Origin of the sequence: Streptomyces sp. NPDC046925 (assembly GCF_040644915.1) — a bacterium.
GTDB lineage: Bacteria > Actinomycetota > Actinomycetes > Streptomycetales > Streptomycetaceae > Streptomyces.
This window is the reverse complement of sequence record NZ_JBEYWZ010000010.1, coordinates 248261-273204: the sequence shown is the minus strand read 5'-3', so window position 1 is coordinate 273204 and position 24944 is coordinate 248261. Positions and strand designations below refer to the sequence as shown.

The following is a 24944-nucleotide window of genomic DNA, read 5'->3' as shown; positions in this document are numbered from 1 at the left end:
GACGCATGCCCATGCGGGACCGCATACCGACCCCGTCGCCGCCCGCCCCGTCCCGCCGCCGTGTGCTGCGCGGCGGGCTCGCACTCGGTGCGACAGGCGCCGCCGCGCTCACCGCCACGGGCTGCGGCAGCACCCTGGCGCAGGGCTTCACCGGCGGCGCGCCCTCGCCGAAGCGGCTGAACTTCTGGAACCCCTTCACCGGCGGCGACGGCGAGCGGATGCTGGCGATGCAGGACGCCTACCGCGCCTCGCACCGCTCGGTTGACCTGAAGTCGGCCACGTTCCTGTGGGGCAACCCGTATTACACGAAGCTCACCCTGGCCACGCTGGGCGACCGGCCGCCGCAGGCCGCGGTGATCCACCTGTCGAAGCTGCCCACGCTCGCCGAAGCCGGCCTGCTCAGCGAACTGCACCCCGAGGACCTGGCCCGGCACGGCCTGACCGAGGACAAGTTCGACGCGCGGCCCTGGCGCAAGTCCCAGTTCAACGGCAAGCCGCACGCCGTACCGCTGGACACGCACCCCTTCGTCCTCTACTTCCGCACGGACATCGCCGAGAAGGCCGGACTGCTCGACGGCAAGGGCCAGTTGACGGACGTCGACGGACCCGACGCGTTCATCGACGCGCTGCGCGCGGCCAAGGAAGTCACCGGCGCCTGGGGCGGTTCGATCGCCTCGGTGAAGGACGCCTCGATGCAGTTCCGTATCTTCTGGTCGCTCTACCGGCAGATCGGCGGCGGGGACCTCGTCGCCGACCAGGGCAAGAAGGTGGTCATCGACGAGGCCGCCGCGGCCGAGGCGCTCGCCTACATCCGCCGACTCAGCCAGGAGAAGGTGATCCCCGCCAACACCGACGGCAAGGGCGCCATCACCCTGCTGACCACCGGCAAGGCCGGATTCCTGATGGACGGCGTCTGGCAGGCACTCGCGGTCCAGTCGGCGAAGGTGAAGTTCGACATGCGGCCCTTGCCGCGCATCTTCAAGGACGCGCCCTACGCCTGCGCCGCCGACTCGCACGCCCTGGTGCTGCCGAAGGCCCCGAATGCCGAGGCCCAGCGCCTCGACCTCTCCCTGGGATTCGCCGCGTCGATGCTGCACTCCAGCAAGTTGTGGGCGGAGGGCGGCCATGTCCCGGCCTGGCTGCCGACACAGCGTTCGCGCGCGTACAAGGAACTTCAGCCGCAGTCGCACTACGCCACGGCCGCCGACGGCGCGGTCTACGACCCGGCCGCCTGGTACGGCGGCGCGGGAGGCACCATGCAGACCGTGGTGGGCGACGTGGTGACCACCGTGTTCACCGGAGACACCAGCCCCACCGCGGGCGCCGCCCGGCTGCGCCGCGAGCTGCAGACCCTGGCCTCGCGACCCGCACCCGTATGAGCGGGGCCCGCCGTGCCCGTACGAGCAGGGCCCGCCGCTCCCGTACGAGCACGGCCCGCTGACGACTTCCGCCCAACCTCCCTCCCGCTGTACCCGCCCCTGGATCCCGTACGCCTTGACCGAAAGGCCGAACCGTGGCCACGACGACCGCTCCCTCCCCGACGTCCAGCAGAGGCGACCGCTGGGCAGGACCGGGGATGCTGCTGCCCTTCGCCCTCTTCTACCTGGTGTTCCTGGTGGGGCCGCTGATCTACACCGTGATCGCCGGGTTCTTCGAGACGAGCCTGCTCAAGAGCGGCCTCGGTGAATTCGCGGGCCTGTCCAACTACAAGGCGGTGCTCGGCGACGAGGAGTTCTGGCGCACCCTGGGCAACACGCTGTGGTTCACGGTCCTGACGACCGTGCCCCTGGTCGTGCTCAGCCTGGTCCTCGCCCTGCTCGCCGACCGGTTCGTGCGCGGCCGCTGGTTCTTCCGCTTCGCGTTCTTCGCGCCGTTCGTGCTGCCGTCCGCGGTCGTCTCGCTGCTCTTCATGTTCATCTACGCCGACCAGCTGGGCCTGGCCCAGGAGGCGGTGAAGTGGTTCGGCGTCGACACCCCGCCCTCGTGGCTCGGCGACCCGGACTGGGCGATGCTCTCCATCGCGGCGGCCACGGTGTGGTGGACGGTCGGCTTCAACTTCGTGCTCTACCTGGCCGGTCTGCAGGACGTGCCCCGCGAGGTGCACGAGGCCGCCGCCATCGACGGGGCCGGGCCCTGGCAGCGCATCCGCCACGTGGTCGTGCCGATGCTGGGCCGTACGACGACGCTCGTGACGGTGTTGCAGGTCATCGCCTCGCTGAAGGTCTTCGACCAGATCTACATGATGACCAACGGCGGTCCCGACGGCAGCACCCGTCCCTCGCTCCAGCTCATCTACGACACCGGGTTCGTCGAGGGCCGCGTGGGCTACGCCTCGACCGTGTCGCTGCTCCTGTTCGTGGTGATCCTGTTCGTCTCCCTCGTCTGGTTCGCCCTCGTACGCCGTGCCGAGAAGGAGAACTGACCATGACCGCGATCGCCACGCGCCCCGAGACCGAACCCCGCGGCACCACCGAACCGCCGGCCCGCCGCCGCGACTCCGAACGCCTCTTCAACCGGGTGGCCCTCGGCACGCTGATCGCCCTCGCCGTGCTGTGGCTGGTGCCGCTGGCCTGGGCGCTCGCCACTTCGGTACGGCCCGCCCAGGAGGTCGTCACCAACCCGACGGGATGGTTCACCGCGCACCCGACCCTGTCCGCGTACGGGGAGATCTTCGACGCGGGCAAGCTGCCCTACTGGTACGCCAACAGCTTCATCACCTCGATCCTCACCACCGTCCTCACGGTGATCATGGCCTCGCTCGCCGCGTTCGCCCTCTCGCAGACCCGCTTCCGGCTGCGCCGCGCCGCGTTCGTGATGCTGCTCGCCGGGATCATGATCCCCGGCCAGGTCCTGATGATCCCGCAGTTCCTCGCCCTCCAGTCGGCGGGCCTGCTGAACACCTACTGGGGCGTGGTCCTGCCCCAAGTCCCCAACGTCGTCGCCGTGTTCGTCTTCAAGCAGTTCTTCGACGGCATCCCGCGCGAACTGATCGACGCGGCGCGCGCGGACGGCGCGGGCTGGCTGCGCATCTACTGGCAGATCGTGATGCCCATCTCCCGCCCTGCCGTCTCCGCCGTCACGATCTTCGTGTTCGTCGGCGTCTGGAACAACTTCCTGTGGCCCCTGCTCGTGGTCACCGACCCCGAGATGATGACGCTGCCCGTCGGACTCACCTCCGTCCAGGACGTGTTCGGCGTGCCCTACGCCCAGCTCATGGCGTCCGCCGTGCTCGGCGCGATCCCGCTGCTCGCCGTCTTCGCGCTGTTCCAGCGCCGCATCGTCGAGGGCATCGCCGGCACCGGCCTGAAGTAACCCGCCCCCTGACCCTCCTTGCCCGACCCGCAAACCGCACCACAGAGAGAGGCACCAGAACATGCCGCACACCGCACGGTTCGTCATCGACCCCGAGTTCAGCGTCGGCGACGTCGACCCGCGCCTGTACGGAACCTTCGTCGAGCACATGGGACGCTGCGTCTACACCGGCATCCACGACCCGGAGCACCCCACCGCCGACGCCGCCGGATTCCGCGGCGACGTCGCCGACCTCGTACGCGAACTGGGCACCGGCCTGGTGCGCTACCCCGGCGGCAACTTCGTCTCCGGCTACCACTGGGAGGACGGCGTCGGCCCGGTCTCCGAGCGCCCCCGCCGCCTCGACCTGGCCTGGCGCTCCATCGAGACCAACCACGTCGGCACCAACGAATTCCTCGGCTGGGCCAAGCAGCTGGGCCTCGACCCGATGATGGCCGTCAACCTCGGCACGCGCGGCATCGACGCCGCCCGCGCCCTGGTCGAGTACTGCAACCACCCGGGCGGCACCGCCTGGTCGGACCTGCGCATCAAGCACGGCGTGAGCGACCCGCACGGCGTGAAGCTGTGGTGCCTGGGCAACGAGATGGACGGGCCCTGGCAGACGGGCCACAAGTCGGCCACCGAGTACGGACGGCTCGCCGCCGAGGCCGGAAAGGCGATGCGCCAGGTCGACCCCTCCATCGAACTCGTCGCGTGCGGCAGCTCCAACTCGCGGATGCCCACTTTCGGCACCTGGGAGCGCGAGGTCCTGGAGCAGACCTACGACGAGGTGGACTACCTCTCCCTGCACGCCTACTACGAGGAGTTCGACGGCGACCGCGCCAGCTTCCTCGCCTCGGGCGCGCACATGGACCAGTACATCCGCGACGTCGTGTCGACCGCCGACCACGTCCGTGCGGTGCGCGGCTCCAAGAAGCACATCAAGCTCTCCTTCGACGAGTGGAACGTCTGGTACGCCGCCCGCTTCGTCGGCGAGCGCAACCTGGAGACCGCCGAGACGCCCCGCCTCATCGAGGACACCTACAGCGTCACCGACGCCGCCGTGGTCGGCTCGCTGCTCATCACCCTGCTGCGCAACGCCGACCGGGTGGCCATCGCCTGCCTCGCCCAGCTGGTCAACGTCATCGCGCCGATCCGCACCGAGCCCGGCGGCGCCAGCTGGCGCCAGACCATCTTCCACCCCTTCGCCCAGGCGGCCCGCTTCGCGGCCGGCCGCGTCCTGCGCACCGACGTCACCGGCCCCCGCATCGAAACGCCGCAGTACGGCGACGTGTCCGCCCTCGACACCGTCGTCACGCACGACGAGGAGACCGGCGGACTCACCGTCCTGGCCGTCAACCGCGACCAGGAGCAGCCGCTCCACATCGAGGCCGCGCTGCGCGGGGACGTCGCCGGATACCGCGTCGTGGAGCACCTGGTCCTCGCCGACGACGACCACGACGCGGTCAACACCGAGGCGCAGCCCGACCGTGTCGTGCCGCGCCAGGCGTCCGGCACGCACATCACCGCCGAAGGCGCCCTCGCGGCAGAGCTGCCGCCGGTCTCCTGGAACGTCATCCGCCTCGCGCCTCAGGGCGCCTAGGAGCCAAGCGCGAAGTTCCCCACCCACCCGCAGAGTCAGGAGAGGCCCATGTCAGCGCACGACCCCGCACGACCACGTCTCCTCCGTCCCACCGTCCTGTTCCCGGTGCTGCTCGCCTTCCTGGCGGCACTGTTCGTCTCGCAGTCGGGCTCGTCGGCGGACGCCGCGACCGGCACCCTGCTGCGCGACGGCACCGGGCTCTACCCGCGTGCCGTCCGACTCGCCCACAGCGGCGACGCGAACGGCCGGATCCTGGCCTCCGTGGTCACCTTCGACGGGAACAACGGACTCGGCGCCATCCACGAGAGCACGGACGGGGGAGCGTCGTTCCGCCAGGTCGGCACGGTGCGCGACCCCGAGGCGGCGGGCGGGCAGGGGCTGTGCTGCTCGACGCTGTACGAACTCCCGCAGCGCATCGGCAACCTGCCCGCGGGCACACTGCTGTGGGCCGCTTCGGTCGGGCAGGACGAGGCCGACCGGCGCATGGCGCTGCGGGTCTTCAAGAGCAATGACGTGGGCCGCAGCTGGAGCTATCTGTCCACCATCGCCACGGCGCCGAACACCAAGGGGCTGTGGGAGCCGGAGTTCTCCGTCGACGCCTCGGGCCAGCTCGTCGCGCACTACTCCGACGAGACCGACGGGGTGCACAGCCAGAAGTTGGTCGCCGCCCGAACCGCGAACGGAGTGAACTGGACCGGCCACCACGACACCGTCGCCAGCACCCTCGCCTCGGACCGGCCCGGCATGGCGGTGGTGCGCAAGATGGGCGACGGGACCTACTTCATGTCGTTCGAGATCTGCGCGGCGGCGGGCCAGTTCCAGTGCGTCGTGCACTACCGCACCTCGTCCGACGGCTGGAACTGGGGCGCCGTCACCTCCCTGGGCATCCGCCCGGAGACCGCCGACGGCAAGTACTTCAAGCACGCGCCGAACCTGGCGTGGGCGCCCGAGGCGGGCAACCCGAAGGGCCGGCTCTTCCTCGTCGGGCAGGTCATGTACAACCGTGACGGCAGCAAGGCGGCCGGAAGCGGACGCACCGTCTGGGTCAACAGCGCGGGCGGCGCGGGCAAGTGGCGGGAGATCCCCGCACCGGTCGCCGTCGAGTCGACGACCGTCGACTACTGCCCCAACTACAGCTCGGCCCTGCTGCCGTCGACCGACGGCAACCGGCTCCTGGAGATCGCCACGGACTGGTCGGGATCGGTCTGCAAGCCGTACTTCGCCACCGGTTCGGTGCCCGGCGCCCGAGTGAGCGGGAGCTGAGCGAGCGGGTGCCCCGCGTGTGCGCGATGACCTCATCGCCACGCGCGGGGCACCCGCTCGCCACGCGCGGGGGTACCCCCGGCGAACGGGTGATGTTTCGGGATCGGTGTTCAGCTACACGGGGGAGCCCGCCGCGAGCCTTCGTTGACCGGGCGTCAACACCCGCTACCGAGAGATCATGACCTACGACCCTCTCGACGTGATGTTCCGGCGGATCGACCTGACGCAGGCCATGGAAGCGCAGTTCGGTACATCCCGGACGTGGCCGCTGCACCTCCGTGCCGCCCACGCCCAGCTCGAGCAACTGCGCCGGCTGATCGGTGACGCCCACTACGAGACGTTCACGGACTGCGCGATCGAAGCCGTCCGGCGCCGCGAAGACGGCCAGGGCCAGGGGGAGCTCCACAGTCACTACCTCGGGCGAGAGCTCCACAAGCAGGGACTCGCGCTCGGCGAGGGCGCCGCCCAGGTCGCCTGGGGCATCGCGTGCGGCCTCACCGTCCTGCTCGACGACGACCAGTACGAGAAGGTCATCACCGCCGCTGCGGTGGGGTGCCGGATCGGCGCGACCGGCGCCTCGCTGGCCTCCGGGGCCTCTGGCGCCGCGTCGGACTGATCCACACAATGGGCGTATGACGAAGCCCGCACCCGCACGAACCGTCGCGCTCCCCGGCGACGGCGCTCCGGGTTCCTGTGGCTGCCTGTGCGAGACCCATCCCGAGTTCCCCGGACCGTGCCGCGGTTACGCCGAACCAGGCCTCACCGCGGCCTTCGACGCGTCCGATGCCGGCCCCCGGCAGGTCCCGCTGTGCCGCGACTGCCACGACATCCGCATGGGCCTGGCCCCCCAGCGCGACCCCGGCCTCGAAGGGGTCACCGACACCTGCACCTGCCACTGCCGGGCCAACCACCCCGAGGCGCCCGGCATCTGCGAAGCCGCCTCCGACGGCGCGGCGACGATCGGCGGTGAGCCGGTCTGCCGCGCCTGCGCGGACGCCGGTCGCAGTCACTGAACCGGCCCGTCAGAAGTGTGTGGCGATCCCGAAGACGCGACGCAGTTGCGCCATGTCGTGCCGGTCGCGCTCCGAGGGTTCGTATCCCTGGTGGAAGTAGACCTGCTGCTCGGCGGACAGGCACGGGACGGACGTCCCCCGGACGGTGCCGGTCACGAAGCACGCGGCGGGATAGACGAAAGGGCGCTGCGGATCGGGGGAGGCCTGCACCGCCGATCCGTCGCCGGAGAAGACCAGGGGGTGCAGATCGATCTCGCGCCCGTCCTGAGCCGTCATGACGAAGCGGACGGGCCGCCGGTCAAGGCTCTCCGTGAAGCCCTGCGCGGACAGTGCGGCCAGTACGGCGCTCTCCTGGTCCTCGCGGTGCATCAGGTCCAGATCGCGGTGGTCGCGGGTCCGCTCGCCGATCAGGGCGTCGATTCCCCACCCGCCGCCGACCCAGACATCCGCTTTCGCCCGCCGCAGCAGGTCCAGTACGAACACCACGTCATCGGCTGTCATCATCCGGCCCATGTTAAGGAACTGAGGCGCCGACGGGCCGGTGACGGGTGGCCGCGCTACTCCTGGCCGCGCGGGGGCAGTCGCCGGGTGATCCGGTCGAACAGGTCCGTCAGCGGCTCACCGAGGTCCCGGCCGAACTCGGTCAGCCCGTACGTGACTTGAGGTGGCGTCGTCGGCTCCACCTCCCGCCAGACCAGACCGTCCTTGACGAGTGCCCGCAGGGTCTGCGCGAGCATCTTCTCGCTGATGCCGTGGATGCTCTCGCGCAGCTCGTAGAACCGAAGGTCGTTGCTTCGCAAGGAGATGAGGACCCAGATTCCCCACCTGCTGGTGACGTGGTCGACCATGTCCCGCGCGGGGCAGTCGGTGTGAAACACCTCATACCGAAGACCTGCCCCGGCCTGTGTCAGCTGCGCGCCTTCCTTCATGTCGGGAGCTTACCTCCAGGTATGTTCTTACGAAAAGTAAGCCCGGCTCCTAGCGTCAATTCCCGTACCGCACAACGGACTAGGAGCTGAACATGATCGTGGTGACCGGGGCTACCGGGAACGTGGGCCGGCCTTTGACGCAGGCCCTGGCCGAGGCGGGCGAGCAGGTGACGGCGGTGTCGCGGCACGCGGCGGCGGTGCCGGACGGCGTACGGCATGTGGCGGCCGACCTGTCCGAACCGGCGAGCCTCACGCCCGCGTTGGACGGGGCGAAAGCGCTCTTCCTGTTGCTGTCCGGCGACCTGCACGACCCGGGGGCCAGGCCGGCCGACATCATCGACCTGGCCGCGGCGAGCGGGGTCAGCAGGGTCGTCCTGCTGTCCTCGCAGGGCGTGGCGACCAGACCGCTCGGCCCCACACGGATCGCGATGCGCGCGTTGGAGGACGCGTTGCGCGACTCCGGTCTGGAGTGGGCCGTCCTGCGCCCGGGCGGCTTCGCCTCCAACGCCTTCGCCTGGGCGGAGTCCGTCCGCACGCAGGGGGCGGTCGCCGCACCCTTCGGCGACGTGGGGGTGCCGGTCATCGACCCGGCGGACATCGGCGAGGTGGCGGCGGCCTGTCTGCTGGACGAGCGCCACACCGGCGGGGTGTACGAGCTGACCGGGCCGGAGGTGATCACACCGCGCCAGCAGGCGGAGGCGATCGCGGCCGTGCTCGGCTCGCCCGTACGGTTCGACGAGCTCACCCGCGACGAGGCCAAGGCCGCGATGGTCCGGTTCGTGCCGGCCGAACTCGCCGACGACACCCTGGACATCATCTCCGCCCCGAACCCGGCCGAACTGCGGATCAGCCCGGACGTGGAGCGAGTCCTCGGCCGCGCCCCGCGCTCCTTCGACGCCTGGGTCACCCGCAACATCGCCGCTTTCCGCTGAGACACGTCAAGGGGTCGAGTCGCTATGAGTGCTCGGCTCGGGCGCAGTGCCCGAGCCGAGCGGCGAAGGCTTCGACGAGGCCGCGGAGTTCGTCCGGGCGCTCGATGACGAAGGGCCGGTCCAGCGAGGCCAGGACGGCGGGCAGCCAGTCGAGCCGGTCCACGCGCATCTCGACGCGGACCCGGGGCTCGGCCCGCGGCTCCGCTCCGTCCGGGGTCTCGGGGGCCGGCAGTTCCTCCACGATCGCGACGCTCGGCGGAAGCCGGGTGCGGATGTGCTCGGCGGTGCCCTGGACGCGCAGGATCACCTCATGCCGGTACGGGGCCGTGGCGAGCCCCGTCAGCACGCGCTCGGCCGGGTCGAGGCCGGCGGGCGGCTCGAACGAGCCCGGCAGGGTCCGTACGTCGGTGATGCGGTCCAGGCGCAACGTGCGGTCCTGGCCGCTTGTGAGGTCCGCCCCCGTCACGTACCACTTGCCCGCGTGAGCGACGAGCCCGTGGGGGTGCAGGGTGCGTTCGCTGCCGCGGCCGTTCCTGTCGGTGTACCGGATCGAGATCGGGCGGTGGTGGTTCACCGCGTCGGCGACCGGCAGCAGGACCCCGGACTCCGGGGTGACCGCTTCGCCGGGCGGAGCGGTGAAGGCGAGGGTGTCGAGCACGGCGTCGAGCCGGGTCCGCAGCCGCTCGGGCAGCACGCGGCGGATCTTGGCAGCCGCCGTCTCGCTCGCCGTACCGGCGGCGGTCGTCAGGCCGGTTCTGCGGCCTGCGACCAGGCCGAGGAGCACGGCAAGCGCCTCGTCGTCGCCGAGCATCAGCGGAGGCATGCGGTAGCCGGGGGAGAGGCGGTAGCCGCCGTAGCGGCCGCGCACTGCTTCGACGGGCACGTCGAGGTCGACGAGGTGGCCGACGTAGTGCCGCACGGTGCGTTCGTCGACGTCGAGCCGGTCGGCGAGTTCGGACGCGGTTCTGGTGCCGCCCGACTGAAGGAGCTCCAGCAGGGCCAGCACGCGGGCGATGGGGCGGGGCATGCTCAGAAGTCTCCCCGATATACCGGGCGGGTTCCGTCCGGTATTGGTCATAGCCTCTGGTCAGAGCCACGGAACGACCAGGAGAAGACCCATGAACTTCGTCTCTGTCCGCATCATCACGAGCGACGTCGCGCGCCTCGTCGACTTCTACGAGCGTGCCACCGGCGTAGCCGCCGACTGGTCCACCGAGGACTTCGCCGAGCTCAGGGTCGCCTCCGCGACCCTCGCGATCGGCAGCACCCGTACGGTCCCGCTGTTCTCGCCCGGATCCGCCCGCCCGGCCGACAACCACAGCGTCATCCTCGAATTCCTCGTCGACGACGTGGACGGCGTGCACAAGAACCTGACCGCCTTCGTGGAGGACTTCGTGAACGAACCCACCACGCTGCCCTGGGGCAACCGCTCGCTCCTCTTCCGCGACCCCGATGGCAACCTGGTCAACTTCTTCACCCCCGTCACACCGGCCGCCATCGAGAAGTTCGGCCGCTGAGACCGGCCGGGCCGGCCCCAGCGCCCATGCCTCAGCTCCTGGACAGGGTGCGGTCCAGGAGGGGGAGCAGGCGGTCCCAGTGGTGCTGGAGCGCGGAGGCGTCGAAGGCGTCGGTGTCGGACATGGTGAAGCCGTGGATGGTGCCGGGGTAGATCTCGATGGAGTGCGTGACGCCCGCGGCGTGCAGGGACTGGTTGAGGTCGCTGATCGCCTCGGACGTGAGGTCGCCCTCGGCGAGGCCGAGGTGGACTTCGGCGGCGAGCTTCCCGACGAGACGGTGCGGGCTGTCGGGGGCGTCGGTGACCAGGAAGCCGGGGTGGAATCCGGCGACGGCGGCCACCCGGTCGGGGTGGGCGGTCGCGGTGCGCATCGCCAGGGCGGCGCCCAGGCAGTAGCCGATGGTGGCGACGGGCCCGGGGCCGACCTCGGGCTGGGCCGTGAGGAAGGTGAGGTAGGCGTCGGCGTCACGCAGGACGCGTTCGGTGGTGTGTGCCTCGATCAGGGGCATCAGCTTGCCGAAGACCGCGGGGCGGGCGTCTTCTCCGATGTGCTCGGGAAGGTCGATCACCGGCGCCGGGCCGTTTCGGTAGTACAGGTTGGGGACGAGCACGTAGTACCCGCGCTCGGCCAGTTCGCGGGCCTTCTCCTCCAACTCGGGCCGCACACCGAAGGCGTCCGGGTAGAGCAGCACGCCGGGGTGCCGCACGCCGTGGTCGGGGAAAGCGGCGAAAGCGTCGGCCTGGCCGTCCGGGGTGGGAATCTGCACTGTCTTGCTGGGCAAAGTCTTCTTTCCTTCCTTGGGCTGATTCCGGTGCACAGCCCGCGTGTTCGTCTTTTGCGTGTTCGTCTTTGTCTTCGTCCGGGACGCCGCGCCAGCGTAGCCGCCGCGCTTCATCGGGGTCGCTGGACGTGAACATGAAAGTGGAGGGAGGGAGCACTCCTGCCGGGTGCTCCCTCCCTCCACCGTCAGCTGCCCTCTACCGGGGCGCCACGAGGGGCGTCAGTGGCTCGGGCCCTGCTTGCGGTCGCGCCAGTTCTCGCCCTTGGCGCCGCGCTCGCCCTTCATGCCGCGCTCGCCCTTGGCGTCGTCGAACTCGATCTGCTCCTTGCGCACGGTGTCGGAGACCTCCTGGGTCTCGGTGACCTTCTCGGTCTCCAGGCGCACACGCTCGACCGGCACGGACTCCTTGCTGACCACCGCCCGCTCGGCGTGCAGGGTCACCTCGGTCTGCTCCTCGCCGATGTTCGCCCGCGTACGCTCGCCCTCGCGGATGGGCTCGCGTACGACGCGAACTTCCTCGTGGGAGAGGGGGACCGAGGTCTTCACTTCCTCGCTGACGACCACCTTGCGCAGGCGGGCGTGGCCGACCTCCTGCTCCTCGGTACCGACGTGCAGCTGCTCCTCGGAGCGGATCATCTCGTTCGTGTGGTCGTCGCGCGCACCGGAGCGGCTCGCCGCCATCTCGCGCTCGCCGGCACCCATGCCCATGCCGGCTCCGGCACCGGCTCCGGCCATGCCCGCGCTGCCGCGGCCGCCCGCCGCCGGGGTGGGACGGGACTGCGTGGACCGGGTGAGGCCGTAGTGCGCGTAGAGGTCCTGCTCCTCGCTCTGGTCGAGGTGCTGGTCGGCGTCCACGCGCGGGGCCTCCTTGACGGCCTCCTTCGTGGCCGCCACGTGCAGCTCGTCCTGCTGGCGGCGTGCACCGGCGAGCGGCACGAAGCTCTGCTTCATGCCGAAGAGACCGGTCTTGACGGTCACCCACTCGGGACGGCCAGTTCGGTCGTCGAGGTACACCTGCTCGACGCTGCCGATCTTCTCGCCGGTACGGTCATAGGCCGTCAGGCCCGCGAGCCCGTCGGCGCTGGTGAAGGCCTCGCCCTGAGTCATGGGTGATCACTCCCTCGCAGCGCGCGACGGGCAGAATCGAATCTCGCCACGGACGTCGCACGCGTCCCCTCCATCGCGCGCCCGACCGGTGCATGCCGCAACCAGGAGAGTCACTGAGCGTGTGCGGATAGTGGGCCAGAACCCGTCCGACGGGCTGTTTGCGGCCCCCCGACCCGATCTGGCCCGCCGCACCCCGTCTTAGGCCATCCGAGTGACGGCCCGGCTCAGTCGCGGTTCATCTCCACCGTGAACTGGGCACCCGCAAGGAGCGCCAGATTCGACACCCAGAGCCACACCAGGAAGACGACCACTCCCGCCAGGGAACCGTAGAGCTTGCCGTAGGTGCCGAAGCCCGACGCGTACAAGGTGAAGAGGCCCGAGGACACCAGCCACAGCAGCGCGGCCAGCAAGCCGCCCGGCAGGCTGCGGCGCCAACCGCGCTCCGATGGCGGCGCGTTGCGGAAGAGCACGAGCACCAGCAGGACCACCAGGCAGACCAGAGCGGGCCATTTCAGGACGCTCCATACCGCCTGACCGGCGTCGCCGACTCCGGCGCGACGTCCCACGGTCTCGACGAGCCCGCCGCTCAGGACGAGCACTAGCGCACTGGCGGTCAGCAGCGCGAGCAGCGAGAGCGCGGTCATCAGCACACGGTGCGCCTTGCGCCACGCGGGCCGCGTGTCCGGTATGCCGTGCATCGCGTGCAGCGCCCGCCGGAAGACGGCCGCGTAGCTGGACGCGGACCACAGCGCGCTGACCGCACCGGCGACCACGACCGTCACCGCGGCCGAACGCGCGCCCGCCATCTCGGTCAGCGCCTCGTTCAACGCGCTGCCCGACTGCGCGGGTGCCCAGTCGGTGACCTCGGCGATGAGCGTCTGTGTCGTACCGGGACTCACCAGGCTGATCAGGCTGACCGTGACCAGGAGGGCGGGCAGCAGGGCGAGGATCGCGTAGTACGTCAGGGCCGCGGCCCAGTCCGACACGTCGTCGTTCCACATGGCCACCGGCGTGCGGCGCAGCGCGGCACCCCGCTGGGCCCACGGGGAGGGGGTCCCGGTCCGCCCGGCGGGAGCGGGCAGCGCGCCCGGTCCGTCCGAGACGCGGGCGGATGCCGCACGCGCGGGCGTCGCGGAACTGTCCATGGGGCTACTCCTCGTTGTTTCTTGCAGGCGGCGCACTGCGCCACCTTCCCGGCTCGACCCCTTGGACACGCGCCGCGCGGTTCCGTCACGCGGATGCGGGCGGAAAGCAATCTTCCCCTTCCCGCCATCCGGGGGTTGAAGCGGGTCCGCGCACGTCAACGCTTAGCGGAGGTTTCCGTTCTATGACATAGGGGACAGGGCTGTGACGCGGACGGGGGCAACGGGTGCGGGGTGTCGCGGGTCGTAAGTGGCATAGGAGTCAGCAACAGGCAAGCTGGCCTTTCCGAAACGGGGAGTTGACGATCATGAGCGTTCGTATGAGCCGAGGACTGTGTGCTCTGGGTGCCGCGGTGGCCGTGGCGGGTGTGGTGGCCGGTACGAGCCCGGCGGCCGCCGCCGGCTCGCCCCGGTTCCTGTCTCCTTCCGAACTGCCGCCGCACGCGACCTCGGCGTGGACCGCGGGTCCGGTGACCGCGGGCCAGCCCGACCCGCTGCCGATGTGTGTGGGCGAAGCCCTGCCGTCGACCTCCGTGCACCGCGCCTACCGCACGGACCTCGATACCGGCGCCCTCCAGGTGACGGTCGTCGAGCGCAGCGAGCAGCGCGCCAAGGACTTCGCCGCGCTGCTGCGCAAGAACCTCGACGGCTGCGCGGAGAAGCTGATGAAGCAGGATCCCGAGATCACCGCGAAGCAGAAGTACTACGGGAAACTGAACGTCGAGGAGGGTGCGCACGTCTACGGCGTCCACACCGAAGCCTCGTGGGGAGCCACCGACATCAACATGTTCTCGGTCGGCCGGGACGGCTCCACGGTGACGCTCGTCAAGTGGGGACAAATGGGCAACTTCGCCAACGCCCAGGTGGCCGACTTCAAGGCCACGACCCTCAAGGCGGTCGCCAAGCTGTACTGACACAGCCTTTCCCCGGTGCCGTCCATCGATCCATTCGGTGGGCGGCACCGCCGCGTTGGGGGCTCATCCGGTCGTGGTCCCTGCGGCGTCGCTCGTGCGCTTCGCCCTGATTCCGGCCCCCTACTTCCAGCCAGAATAAGGTTAGGCTAACCTTCACGCCGTGAGATCAGGTGAACGCGCAGGTAGCGCCACACGTCCGCGCGGTCACGAACTGTCCGCCGAGCACATGACCGTGTCGTACGACGGCGTCGACGTCGTGCACGACGCGGCCCTCCAGCTCAGGCCCGGCGAAGTGACCGCCCTCGTCGGCCCGAACGGCAGCGGCAAGTCGACGCTGCTGCGCACCGTCGCCCGATTGCAGGACGCCCGGCACGGCACGCTGACCCTCGACTCCGGTACGGACGACGCCGCCGACGGCTTCGACCTCACCGCCCGCCAGTTCGCCCGGCGCGTCGCCCTGCTGACCCAAGGCCGCCCCACCCCCGGCGGCCTGACCGTCCGTGATGTCGTGGAGTTCGGCCGCTACCCCTACCGGGGCCGCTGGGGGCAGGCCGACACCGGCGGCGCCGCCGTCGTGGACCGGGTGCTCGGCATGACGGGCGTCGACGGATTCGCCGACCGCGCCGTCGACCAGCTCTCCGGCGGGCAGTTGCAGCGCGTGTGGCTCGCCAGCTGCCTGGCCCAGGAGACGGGCGTGCTCCTCCTCGACGAGCCGACCACCTACCTCGACCTGCGCTACCAGATCGAACTCCTCGACCTCATGCGTGACCTCGCGGACGACGGCGGCATCGCCGTCGGCGTCGTCCTGCACGACCTCGACCAGGCGGCCGCCGTCGCCGACCGGATCGCCCTCCTCGACTCCGGGCGCATCGTCGCGGACGGCGCCCCCGAAGACGTACTGCAACCCGAGCGCCTGTCCCAGACGTACGGCATCCGCATCGAGGTCGACACAGACCCCCTCACCGGCCGGCTGCGCACCCGCGCGATAGGCCGCCACCACAGCAGAAGCGAAAGGCTCCACACCTCCTCATGAGACGCACCCTCATCGCCGCGGCCGCCGCCACGGCCGCAGCCCTCGTTCTGTCCGGTTGCGGCACCTCCGAGCCCGCCGAGAACAGCGCGGAGAAGAAGTCCGAACCGATCACCCTCACGGACGCGAACGGCGCGCAGGTGAAGCTCGACGGCCCGGCCAAGAAGGTCGTCGGCACCGAGTGGAACGTCGTCGAGTCCCTGGTCACGCTCGGCGTCGACCCGGTCGGCGTCGCCGACGTCAAGGGCTACAAGGCGTGGGACTCCGCTGTACCGCTGGGGAATGACCCCAAGGACATCGGCACCCGCGGTGAGCCGAGCATGGACACCCTCGCCGGTCTCACCCCCGACCTCATCGTCACCACGACCGACATGTCGGCCTCCGCGGTGAAGCAGATGAAGAAGGTCGGCCCCGTCCTCCAGGTCAAGGCCGCCGACGGCGCCGACCAGGTCGGTCAGATGTGGGACACGCTCGACGTCATCGCCAAGGCCACCGGCACGACCGACGAGGCCAAGAAGGCCAAGGAGTCGTACGAGGCCAAGGTCGCCGAGGGCAAGAAGGCGCTGAAGGAGGCCAAGCTCGACGGCTCGAAGATCGCCTTCGCCGACGGCTACGCCGCCTCCAACCAGGTCTCCGTACGCGGCTACACGAGCAACTCCCTGCTCGGCGCCGTCAACGAGGACCTCGGCCTGAAGAACGACTGGAAGATCAAGGGCGACAAGGACTACGGGCTCGCCACCACCGACGTCGAGGGCCTCACGAAGCTCGGCGACGACGTGAAGTTCGTCTACATCGGCAACAAGGACGACGGCAGCTCCGACGTGTTCACCGACGAACTCGCCGACAACGCCGTCTGGAAGTCGCTGCCGTTCGTCAAGGACGACGAGGTCCACCGCCTGCCCGACGGCATCTGGATGTTCGGCGGCCCCGAGGCGATGGAGGCGTACATCGACGCCCTCATCGACACCCTGAAGAAGTAGGAGACCGTGGCCGTCACCGCAACGCCCTCCACCACGCCCGAGCGCGCGGTCGCATCCCCCACGGGCGCGGTCGCGGTGACGGCCGGTCTCGTACTTCTCGTCGCCGTTCTCGCCGTCATCGACATCACGCAGGGCACCGCGTCGGTCGGCGCAGGACAGGTGTGGAAAGCCCTCACCGGCCAGGCCGAGCCGGGCGACTCCTCCGTCGTCATCGCCTCACGCATGCCGCGCATGCTCGCCGGGATACTCGTCGGCGTCGCGCTCGGCGCGGCAGGCGCCGCCCTGCAGGCGGTCAGCCGCAACGTGCTCGCCGCACCGGACACCCTCGCCGTCAACGCCGGCTCCTACCTCGCCCTGACCGCCCTGGTCGCCAGCGGCGCGACGGCTCCGCTGCTCGCCTCCTCGGGAGTGGCGTTCGTCGGCGGCCTCGCCGCGGCCGCCGTCGTCCTCGCCCTCGCGGGACGCAGCGCGGGAACGGTGCGCCTCGTCCTCGCGGGCAGCGCGCTCGCCCTGGGACTCAACGCCATCACCGACGCGTTGCTCCTGCTGTTCCCCGAACGCACCGAGGGCCTCTATCAGTGGGGCCAGGGGAGCATCAGCCAGAACGGATTCGACGGGGTGTCCCAGATGGCGCCCGTCATCGTGGCCGCACTCGTGGGGCTCCTGCTGATCGCGCGCCGCGTCGACGCCCTGGCCCTCGGCGACGACGCCGCGCACGGGCTCGGCATCCCGGTCCGCGGTACGCGCGTCACCGCCGTCGTCCTCGCGTCGCTGCTCGCTGCCGCGACGGTGACCCTGGCGGGCCCGATCGCCTTCGTGGGACTGTGCGCGCCGGCCCTGGTGCGGCCCCTGGCCGGCCGCTTCCGCGCCCTGGTACGCCATCGGGCCCGCATCCCCGTCGCCGGTCTCGTGGGCGCGGCCCTGGTGCTCGGCTCCGACGTGCTGCTGCGCGCCGTGACGTCGGCGCAGACCGCGGTCACCGTGCCCACCGGCGTCATCACGAGCGTCGTCGGCGCCGTGTTCCTGGTCGTCATGGCGATGCGCACCCGCGACAGCGGCAATGCCGCCGCACCGGACCGGCTGCGCATACCCAGCCGGACGGCTTACGTCATCACCCTGGTGCTGCTCGTGGGCACGCTGGTCGGCGTCACGATCGCCGCGGTGCTCGTCGGCGACAGCACGTTCCTGCTCGGCGACGTCGTCAACTGGGTGCGGGGCCAGTCGGGCCAGGCCATCACCTTCGTCCTCGACACCCGCGTGCCCCGGGTGGGCGCCGCCCTCGCCGCGGGTGCCGCGCTCGCGCTGTCCGGCACGCTCGTGCAGTCCGTGACCCGCAACCCGCTCGCGGAACCCGGCGTCCTCGGCGTCTCCGGCGGAGCGGCGCTCGGCGCCATCATCCTGGTCACCTCGGCACCGGGCGCAGGGCCGTGGAGCATCGTGGGCGCGGCGTTCGCCGGCGCCGCGGTCAGCTCCGTGGTCGTCTTCGGGCTCGCGGCCAAGGGCGGCTTCCAGAGCAGCAGGCTCGTCCTCGTCGGCATCGGCGTGGCCTCGGGAACGACGGCGCTCATCAGCCTGCTCATCGTGCTCACCGACCGGTTCAGCGCGACCAAGGCGCTGATCTGGCTCTCGGGTTCCACCTACGGACGCAGCGGCTCCGACATCCTGCCGGTGGCCGCCGTGCTCGTCGTCGGAACGGTCGTGGCCCTCGCCCGCCGCAAGGAACTCGACCTGGTCTCGCTCGACGAGGACACCCCCCGGCTCCTGGGCCTGAACCTGTCCCGTGGCCGCCTCGGCTTCCTCGTCGTCAGCGTGATGCTGAGCGCCACCGCGGTGGCCGCGGCCGGCACGATCGGCTTCGTGGGTCTGGTGGCACCGCACGCGGCGCGCGCCCTGGTGGGGCGTCGGCACGCGCGCGTCGTCCCGGTCGCGATACTCCTCGGCGCCACCCTCGTCTGCCTCGCCGACCTGCTGGGCCGCACCGTGATCGCCCCGGCGCAGATGGGCGCGGGACTCATGACGGCCGTCGTCGGAACGCCCTACTTCGTGTACCTGCTGGTGCGCAGCCGCCGGTAGCGGGCCGGACGATCACGCAGACGGCCCCGCCGCGACGGGGGGACGCGGCGGGGCCAATTAAGCGAGTGCCCGGCGAAGCGGGGTTCACGCCTGGTGCGGCCGAAGAATTTCAGCGGCCCGCCAGAACGCCGAGTACACCGGGATCGCCGGGAACATCGAGAGTGCCGGGAACACCGTGCCGCTCGCCGCCGGGGCGGGTGGCGGGCGGCACGGCGGTTCATGGGGCGGGCGGTGTCAGCGCCGTATCGGTGCCTCTATGGGGCGCTCGGCGTCGGAGTCGTCCTCCGGGAACGTCTTCATCCGCACCGCTTCCGTACCGCTGTCGTTGTGGCGCAGCGCCCAGTTCTCCAGCGTCGTACGGCAGGCGTGGTCCAGGTGGCGCACCTCGGTCAGATCCAGCTCGATGGGCCGGTCCTTGGGCAGGGCCTCCAGCGTCTCCAGGATGCGCGGGAGGCGCAGGAACGTGGCGTTGCCGGTGAGGGTGACCACCATCCGGCCGCCGGTGAGCTCCCGTACGTCCAGGTTCACGTGCGAGGTGTCCCAGGCGGACTTGACCACCGCGAGCACCAGGCCGAGCACCACGCCCTCGAACATGTTGGTCACCACGATGGCTATGGCGGTGGTGGCAAGGACCAGGGCCTCGCCCCGGTGGGAGCGGGCCAGCGGGACGATCGCCTTGACGGGGATCAGCTTGAAGCCCGCGTGGATCAGGACACCGGCGAGCGCCGCCAGCGGGATGATGCCGAGCGCGGCCGGAAGCAGCACGGCGAAGAGAAGCAGCCACGCGCCGTGCAGGATGCGCGAGAGCGGGGTGCGGGCGCCGGCTTCGACGTTGGCCGAACTGCGCACGATGACCGCCGTCATGGGCAGGGCGCCCAGTACACCGCACACCGTGTTGCCGACGCCCTGGGCGACGAGTTCCTTGTCGTACTGCGTGCGCGGCCCGTCGTGCATGCGGTCCACGGCGGCGGCGCTGAACAGCGATTCGGCGGAGGCGATCAGGGTGAACGCCAGGACGGTGCCGAGCACGGCCACGCTGCCCAGGTCGGCCAGGTCGCCGAAGCCCGGCGGCTGGATGGCGTCGAAGAGGCCGCGCACCGTCACGTTGGCCACGTCGAGGCGCAGTCCGGCGGTGACGGCGGTGGCCAGGGCGACGGCGGCCAGCGGGGCGGGCACCACGCGGACGCTCGCGGGCAGCTTCGGCCACAGCACGAGCACGGCGATGGTGCCGAGGCCCACGGCCGCGGCGGTCAGGGCGGTGGTGTCGCCGAGGACGTCGACCAGGAGCCCGGGGAGCCCGGTGATCTTGTCGATTCCGGAGCGCGGCTGCTCGGCCCCGGCCATGGTGTACAGCTGGCCGAGGATCAGCACGAGTCCGATGCCCGCGAGCATGCCCTGGACGACGGACACGGAGATGGCGCGGAACCACCGGCCGCAGCGCAGCAGGCCGAGGATGATCTGCAGGGCGCCGGTGAGCAGCACGATGGCGCCGAGCATGCCGAGCCCGAACTCCTGCACGGCCTCGAAGACGAGCACGGTGAGGCCGGCGGCGGGCCCGCTCACCTGGAGGGCGCTGCCCGGCAGCATGCCGACGACCAGGCCGCCGACGATGCCGGTGACCAGGCCCAGTTCGGCGGGGACGCCGGAAGCGACCGCCACGCCGACGCACAGCGGCAGGGCGACCAGGAAGACGACGAGTGAGGCGAGGAAGTCCTTGCGCTTGACGCCGGGTTCACGCAGCGGGCGGAAGGGGGAGCGGAATGAAGAGAGGATGTCGGACATGAGGGTGGGGGGTCCTGTCGTGAGAGCGGGCCGGTCGGTGGGGCGCGGCGGTTCTCACAACGGACCGAACGCCGGCCGGTCGTCGAAGGACGCTTGCTGGGCGGTGACGTTGCCGGTGTGCACCTCGTAGTACCAGGCGTGCAGGGTGAGCGAGCCGTCGGCGATCCGCTCTTGCACGCAGGGGTACGCGCGCAGCCGTTCCACCTGCGCGAGCACATGTGTCTGCACGGCCTCCGCCACGTCCGGGGAGGACGGGACGAGGGAGCGCAGAGCCGCGTCCGGGGCGACGGAGTGGTCGAGCCAGTCGCGCACGGCCGGGACGGCCGACAGGTCTTCGCCGCGCACCAGGGCGCCCACGGCGCCGCAGTGCGAGTGTCCGCAGACGACGATGTCGCGGACGCCGAGCACGCACACCGCGTACTCGATGGTGGCCGCCTCGCTCACGGGACGGCCCTCGCGGCTGACGGCGTCGGTGTCGTCACGGGTGGGGTAGGGCGGTACGACGTTGCCCGCCGTACGGAGTTCGAAGAGTTCGCCGGGGCGTGCGCCGGTGATCAGGGCCGGTACGACACGTGAGTCGGAGCACGTGACGAAGAGGGCCTGTGGCGCCTGTCCGGCCTCCAGGGCCTGGAAGGCCGCGGCGTTCCCGGGGTCCGCGACGTGTGTCGCGGCGAAGGAACGGGCGTTGTCGATGAGGGACTTCATGCTGGCCTGCCTCCTGCGTCTCCGGTCGGAGCCGGGACGCGGTGTGGTCGGGTCGATGGTGACAGTGGGGCGAGCGGGCCGCCGAGTGGACGGCGGGCACCGTGTCGCCCCAGAGACAGCCTTTACGGCGGCTGTGACTCTCACTTTGCCATCGCATTAACCTTTGATGACAGAGCAAAAATTTGCCAAAGATTGAGTAATAAACGCCCCTGAGCAGGGGGTTGGTCCAGGGCTCAACCGTTGGGCAAGGGTTCATGTGGAGATCATGTGGAGCCCATGAGGCCGTTATGTTCACGCCAACTTGCAATCGCGACGCATGGAACGGCTGCGGGGGAGGGGGCGCCGGGCTCGATCCGCCGCCGTGCGCGCCCGGACGCCGCTACCGTGCACGCGTGATCGGTTCTGAGCTGCCCCTTCTCTTCCTCGACGTCGACGGACCCCTCATTCCCTTCGGGGCGACCAGGGAGCAGCTCCCGGGCGGCTATCCGACCTACGAATCCGGCCACACCCCGCAGGTCCGCGACGCCAATCCCTTGATCACCCGCATCAATCCGGCCCACGGGCCCCGCCTCATGGCGCTCCCCTGTGAGCTGGTGTGGGCCACGACCTGGATGACCGACGCGAACGAATGCATCGCGCCCTGGCTGGGCCTTCCGGAGCTGCCCCTGGTGCACTGGCCGGAATCGGCCGACGAGGACGAGAGGCACGGACTCCACTGGAAGACCCGTCCGCTCGTCAGCCGGGCGGCCGGACGCCCCTTCGCCTGGGTGGACGACGAGATCACCGACACCGACGGCGCCTGGGTGGAGGCGCATCACTCAGGGCCGGCCCTGCTGTGCCGGATCGATCCCCGGCGGGGCATCACGGACGAGGACTACGCAGACCTCGGGGCCTGGCTGCGGATGCGGCAGGGGCGCGGCTGATCACGTATCGGACGCCCGTTCGGCGGCCGGGCGGGCGTGCGGCGCGTCTCCGCGCTCGTGCCGTGCCGCCGCCCGCCGGTTCGCCTGGACGAACGCTCCGGCCGTGAACGCGACCGTGCTCGCGAAGGACGCCGCCAGCGCGGGGTTGAGCCAGGACGGAACGACCGGAGCGGTGTAGGCCCGCCCGTCGGTGGTACGGCACATCACGTGCAACGGCAGGAATCGCACTTCGTGCTCCAACACCTGTGCACCGGCCGGACGATGGGACGTGTAGCGGCACTGGTGCATGGGCGTGGAATCCGCGCCCTCCCCGACCTCGCTGACGGCCAGCCCGATGGCCACCAGGCCAAGGAGGTAGAGAGTGGCGGTGATGACGGCGGAGAAGACCGCCATGCCCCGTACGAACGTCGAGTCGGCGTCAGCGCCACCGGTGGGTTCGGCCATGGGGCAAACCTATCGGTACGGTTCGGCACGGAGCATGGCCTTTTCGGTGCCGCGCCCCTAGGCCAGCACCGCGGGCCTGAGCACCTCCTGGCACCACTGGCGGAAACCGGTGGGCGCGTACTGCGGGGTCCGTGGCGCGTCGACGCCGTAGAACCCCCGGGAGTTCAGGGCCTCCGTCATGTCCGCGAGCCCCTGCGCCCACGCCTCGCTCGCCCCGTAGCGCAGCATCGTCGCCTTGTACTCCGCGCAACTGGTCTGCCGCACGCGGACCGGACGGTCGAGAACCTCGGAGATGACCCGGGCCATGCCCTCGGGGGAGAGGTCGTCGGGTCCGACCAGAGGAACGTCCTCCTGTCCGGTCCAGGAGTCGTCCAGGAGCAACCGGACCGCCGTGGCGGCGATGTCGCCGGTCGCGCAGGTACGCAGCACACGGTCCCGGTCCAGCGCGAGGAAGAACGCGCCTGCCTCCCGTATCGACTCGGCCTGGCCCAGCAGATTCTCCATCAGGAACGGCGGACACAGCGCCCGGTAGTGCACCCCCATGCCCGCGATCGCCTCGTCCATGGCCAGCGACGCCGAGATCTGCCCGGCGTCGACCGCCACCGAGCGGCCCAGCGAGGAGACCCCCACGACCCGTCGGACGCCCTGGTCGCCGACCACCGCGCGCAACGGCTCGGTGAAATCGCGAAAGTGGCCCTCGACGCTGTCGGCCCGAGGGGACGGCGGCACCAGCCAGAACATGCGGTCGACGCCCTCGCACGCCTCCTTCAGGACGGCGGGATCGGCGTGCGACCCCCGGACGACCTCGACCCGCGCGCGCACCCGCTCGGGCAGGCGGGCCGGATCGCGGACGATCACCCGGATACCGGACCCGGCGCCGGAATCCGTCGCGTCGAGGAGGAGTTCGAGGACCCGTCGGCCGATCTGGCCGGTGGGAGTGGTGACGACGATCATGAAGAGCTCCTGGGGAGTGCATCGGTCGGACTCCGTCGAGCCTGCTGCGTCGCGCGCCTCAACTGAAGGATCGATCCGCTCCCGCTTGTTACCCTCAGGGCAATACCGGAGCAGTGACCGACGAGCGAGGCAGGAGCGCGGTGGAAAGCCTGGAGTCCCGCCCGTTGCGCTACTTCCTCGCCGTCGCCGAGGAGCTCAACTTCGCCCGCGCCGCCGAGCGCCTCGGCATCTCCCCGCCGCCGCTGTCCCGCGCGATCCGCCGCCTCGAGGCGGAACTCGATGTCTCCCTCTTCGAGCGCACCACCCACAGCGTGGCGCTGACCCCGGCCGGGACGGTGCTCCTCGCGGAGGCGAGGATCGCCCTGGACGCTCTGCGGGCCGCCGGGCGACGCGCCCAGCGCGCCGCCGCCGCCGACCCCAAGCTGGTCCTCGCCGTGAAGGCCGACGGGGACGCGGGGCTCCTGGAGCCGATCCTGGCGCGCTTCGCGGGAGAGCCGGCGGCCCTGCCGGTCACCGTCCGGCTGTGCGGCTGGCGCGAACAGCCGCGCCTGCTGCTCCTGGGCGAGGCGGACGCGGCCCTGGTCCACGAGCCGTTCGACCGCACCGGCCTGGACACCGAGACGCTGACCACCGAACCCCGCGTCGCGGCCCTCGCCACCACCCACCCGCTCGCCGCCCGCGACCAACTCTCCCTCGCCGACCTGGGCCTGCGCCCCGGCGACCTGGACCGCTACCTCGACGACAGCTGCGGCGAGAGCCGCGATCTGGCCCAACTGCTCATGCACGTCGCCCTCGGAGGCGTGGTCCCGCTGCTGCCCGCCTCCGTCGCCGCCCGCTATCCGCGCCCTGGTGTCGTCTACCGGCCGGTCCCGGACGCACCTCCTGCGGTCCTTGCCGTCGCCTGGCCGCAGCAGTCCCGTTCGACGGCCACCGCGGCCCTGGTACGCGCCGCCGCGTCGGTGGCCGAGGAAGTACGCGACCATGCCCCTTGACGTGCGCCCGGCTTCGGTCTTCGAGGATGTCCGTGCCGTGGTCGGCCCCAAGTCGCCCGGCGCCAACGTCTGCTGGTGCCTGAGCCACCGGATCCCCGCCAAGCTCAACAACGAGCTCCGCGGCCCGGACCGCGGGGAGTACGTCGCCGGGTTGTGCCGCGCCGACCCTCCGCCGGGAGTGCTCGCCTACGACGGCGACGAGCCGGTGGGCTGGGCGGCCGTGGCGCCGCGCGCGCAGACGTCCTTCGCGCGCAACCGGAAGATCCCGCACGTGGATGATCTGGCGGTCTGGTCCCTGTGGTGCATCCGCGTACGCCCCGGCCACCGCAAGCAGGGCATCTCGCACGCCCTGATCGCCGGCGCCGTCGACTTCGCCCGCGCCCACGGGGCACCGGCCATCGAGGCGTACCCGCTCGACAACGGCGACGCCCGGGTCGACCTGACGATGGCCTACGCCGGAATCCGCAAGAACTTCGAACGGGCAGGCTTCACCCACGCCGCCGACACGACGTCCGTCCTCGCCGGCCATCCGCGGATCCTGATGCGGCTCGACCTGCGCTGACCGGGAC

Annotated in this window: 26 protein-coding genes; 16 read left to right on the top strand and 10 right to left on the bottom strand. The window is 71.0% G+C overall.

The annotated features are described in order from the left end of the window. Positions 1-11 precede the first annotated feature (11 nt). From ABZ906_RS33310 to ABZ906_RS33280, 7 genes are all read left to right on the top strand, one after another. Positions 12-1379: an extracellular solute-binding protein gene (locus tag ABZ906_RS33310; RefSeq protein WP_361184090.1), complete on the top strand. Its 1368-nt coding sequence runs from the start codon at positions 12-14 to the stop codon at positions 1377-1379. 134 nt (positions 1380-1513) lie between these two features. After that, positions 1514-2422: a sugar ABC transporter permease gene (locus tag ABZ906_RS33305; protein ID WP_361184087.1), complete on the top strand. Its 909-nt coding sequence runs from the start codon at positions 1514-1516 to the stop codon at positions 2420-2422. A gap of 2 nt (positions 2423-2424) precedes the next feature. Next, positions 2425-3312 (top strand): carbohydrate ABC transporter permease, encoded by an 888-nt coding sequence (locus ABZ906_RS33300; RefSeq protein WP_361389372.1) that lies wholly within the window; start codon positions 2425-2427, stop codon positions 3310-3312. A 61-nt stretch (positions 3313-3373) separates the two neighbouring features. Next, positions 3374-4894, top strand: coding sequence for an alpha-N-arabinofuranosidase (locus tag ABZ906_RS33295; protein ID WP_361389369.1), 1521 nt, complete (start codon positions 3374-3376; stop codon positions 4892-4894). Positions 4895-4942: 48 nt separating this feature from the next. Further along, positions 4943-6157: a sialidase family protein gene (locus ABZ906_RS33290; protein WP_361389366.1), complete on the top strand. Its 1215-nt coding sequence runs from the start codon at positions 4943-4945 to the stop codon at positions 6155-6157. A 178-nt stretch (positions 6158-6335) separates the two neighbouring features. Then, positions 6336-6773: a hypothetical protein gene (locus ABZ906_RS33285; RefSeq protein ID WP_361184077.1), complete on the top strand. Its 438-nt coding sequence runs from the start codon at positions 6336-6338 to the stop codon at positions 6771-6773. 16 nt (positions 6774-6789) lie between these two features. Then, a complete protein-coding gene (locus ABZ906_RS33280; RefSeq protein WP_361389364.1) occupies positions 6790-7170 on the top strand; it encodes a hypothetical protein in 381 nt (126 codons plus the stop codon). A 9-nt stretch (positions 7171-7179) separates the two neighbouring features. Here ABZ906_RS33280 and ABZ906_RS33275 read toward each other — a convergent pair whose 3' ends face one another. Then, entirely contained in the window at positions 7180-7671 is a 492-nt protein-coding gene (locus ABZ906_RS33275; protein WP_361389525.1) for an amino acid transporter, read from the bottom strand. A gap of 56 nt (positions 7672-7727) precedes the next feature. Next, positions 7728-8099: a helix-turn-helix domain-containing protein gene (locus ABZ906_RS33270; protein WP_361184071.1), complete on the bottom strand. Its 372-nt coding sequence runs from the start codon at positions 8097-8099 to the stop codon at positions 7728-7730. A gap of 92 nt (positions 8100-8191) precedes the next feature. Between ABZ906_RS33270 and ABZ906_RS33265 the strand changes: the two genes are divergently transcribed. Then, positions 8192-9031 carry an NAD(P)H-binding protein gene (locus tag ABZ906_RS33265; protein WP_361389361.1) on the top strand — a complete coding sequence of 280 codons (840 nt, stop codon included), beginning with the start codon at positions 8192-8194 and terminating at the stop codon, positions 9029-9031. A 22-nt stretch (positions 9032-9053) separates the two neighbouring features. Here ABZ906_RS33265 and ABZ906_RS33260 read toward each other — a convergent pair whose 3' ends face one another. Continuing rightward, positions 9054-10058, bottom strand: a complete 1005-nt coding sequence (locus ABZ906_RS33260) for a YafY family protein (protein ID WP_361389358.1) — start codon at positions 10056-10058, stop codon at positions 9054-9056. 91 nt (positions 10059-10149) lie between these two features. On the opposite strand from ABZ906_RS33260, the gene ABZ906_RS33255 reads away from it, so the two are divergent. Then, positions 10150-10548, top strand: coding sequence for a VOC family protein (locus ABZ906_RS33255; RefSeq protein WP_361389355.1), 399 nt, complete (start codon positions 10150-10152; stop codon positions 10546-10548). Positions 10549-10579: 31 nt separating this feature from the next. Here ABZ906_RS33255 and ABZ906_RS33250 read toward each other — a convergent pair whose 3' ends face one another. The 3 genes from ABZ906_RS33250 to ABZ906_RS33240 all read right to left on the bottom strand — a co-directional run bounded on the left by ABZ906_RS33250 (position 10580) and on the right by ABZ906_RS33240 (position 13581). Then, a complete protein-coding gene (locus ABZ906_RS33250) occupies positions 10580-11329 on the bottom strand; it encodes a dienelactone hydrolase family protein (protein WP_361389352.1) in 750 nt (249 codons plus the stop codon). A gap of 219 nt (positions 11330-11548) precedes the next feature. Then, a complete protein-coding gene (locus ABZ906_RS33245) occupies positions 11549-12436 on the bottom strand; it encodes a PRC and DUF2382 domain-containing protein (protein WP_361184056.1) in 888 nt (295 codons plus the stop codon). A 224-nt stretch (positions 12437-12660) separates the two neighbouring features. Beyond that, entirely contained in the window at positions 12661-13581 is a 921-nt protein-coding gene (locus ABZ906_RS33240) for a YihY/virulence factor BrkB family protein (protein ID WP_361184053.1), read from the bottom strand. A gap of 305 nt (positions 13582-13886) precedes the next feature. Here ABZ906_RS33240 and ABZ906_RS33235 point away from each other — a divergent pair, with 305 nt between their 5' ends. The 4 genes from ABZ906_RS33235 (at position 13887) to ABZ906_RS33220 (ending at position 18575) form a co-directional block, all read left to right on the top strand. Continuing rightward, positions 13887-14492, top strand: coding sequence for a hypothetical protein (locus ABZ906_RS33235; RefSeq protein ID WP_361389350.1), 606 nt, complete (start codon positions 13887-13889; stop codon positions 14490-14492). Between the two features lie 160 nt (positions 14493-14652). Beyond that, on the top strand, positions 14653-15525 hold the full coding sequence (locus tag ABZ906_RS33230; RefSeq protein WP_361184049.1) for an ABC transporter ATP-binding protein: 873 nt from the start codon (positions 14653-14655) through the stop codon (positions 15523-15525). Continuing rightward, entirely contained in the window at positions 15522-16502 is a 981-nt protein-coding gene (locus tag ABZ906_RS33225; protein WP_361184046.1) for an iron-siderophore ABC transporter substrate-binding protein, read from the top strand. The genes ABZ906_RS33230 and ABZ906_RS33225 overlap by 4 nt, the downstream gene beginning before the upstream one ends. Before the next feature lie 6 nt (positions 16503-16508). Further along, a complete protein-coding gene (locus tag ABZ906_RS33220; RefSeq protein ID WP_361184043.1) occupies positions 16509-18575 on the top strand; it encodes an iron ABC transporter permease in 2067 nt (688 codons plus the stop codon). A 234-nt stretch (positions 18576-18809) separates the two neighbouring features. Here ABZ906_RS33220 and ABZ906_RS33215 read toward each other — a convergent pair whose 3' ends face one another. Together ABZ906_RS33215 and ABZ906_RS33210 are read right to left on the bottom strand one after the other, a co-directional pair. After that, the gene (locus tag ABZ906_RS33215; protein WP_361184041.1) at positions 18810-20357 is read right to left on the bottom strand and encodes a SulP family inorganic anion transporter; all 1548 of its coding nucleotides are present in this window, start codon (positions 20355-20357) and stop codon (positions 18810-18812) included. A 54-nt stretch (positions 20358-20411) separates the two neighbouring features. After that, complete coding sequence (locus ABZ906_RS33210) at positions 20412-21062, bottom strand: carbonic anhydrase (protein ID WP_361389347.1); 651 nt, start codon at positions 21060-21062, stop codon at positions 20412-20414. A gap of 392 nt (positions 21063-21454) precedes the next feature. Here ABZ906_RS33210 and ABZ906_RS33205 point away from each other — a divergent pair, with 392 nt between their 5' ends. Next, a complete protein-coding gene (locus ABZ906_RS33205) occupies positions 21455-21985 on the top strand; it encodes an HAD domain-containing protein (protein WP_361389344.1) in 531 nt (176 codons plus the stop codon). Here ABZ906_RS33205 and ABZ906_RS33200 read toward each other — a convergent pair whose 3' ends face one another. Further along, positions 21986-22429 carry a hypothetical protein gene (locus tag ABZ906_RS33200; protein ID WP_361389341.1) on the bottom strand — a complete coding sequence of 148 codons (444 nt, stop codon included), beginning with the start codon at positions 22427-22429 and terminating at the stop codon, positions 21986-21988. A 57-nt stretch (positions 22430-22486) separates the two neighbouring features. Continuing rightward, positions 22487-23383 carry an NAD(P)H-binding protein gene (locus ABZ906_RS33195; protein ID WP_361389338.1) on the bottom strand — a complete coding sequence of 299 codons (897 nt, stop codon included), beginning with the start codon at positions 23381-23383 and terminating at the stop codon, positions 22487-22489. Between the two features lie 149 nt (positions 23384-23532). Between ABZ906_RS33195 and ABZ906_RS33190 the strand changes: the two genes are divergently transcribed. Continuing rightward, positions 23533-24375, top strand: a complete 843-nt coding sequence (locus ABZ906_RS33190; RefSeq protein WP_361389523.1) for a LysR family transcriptional regulator — start codon at positions 23533-23535, stop codon at positions 24373-24375. Further along, entirely contained in the window at positions 24365-24937 is a 573-nt protein-coding gene (locus ABZ906_RS33185) for a GNAT family N-acetyltransferase (protein WP_361389335.1), read from the top strand. The genes ABZ906_RS33190 and ABZ906_RS33185 overlap by 11 nt, the downstream gene beginning before the upstream one ends. Positions 24938-24944 lie beyond the last annotated feature (7 nt).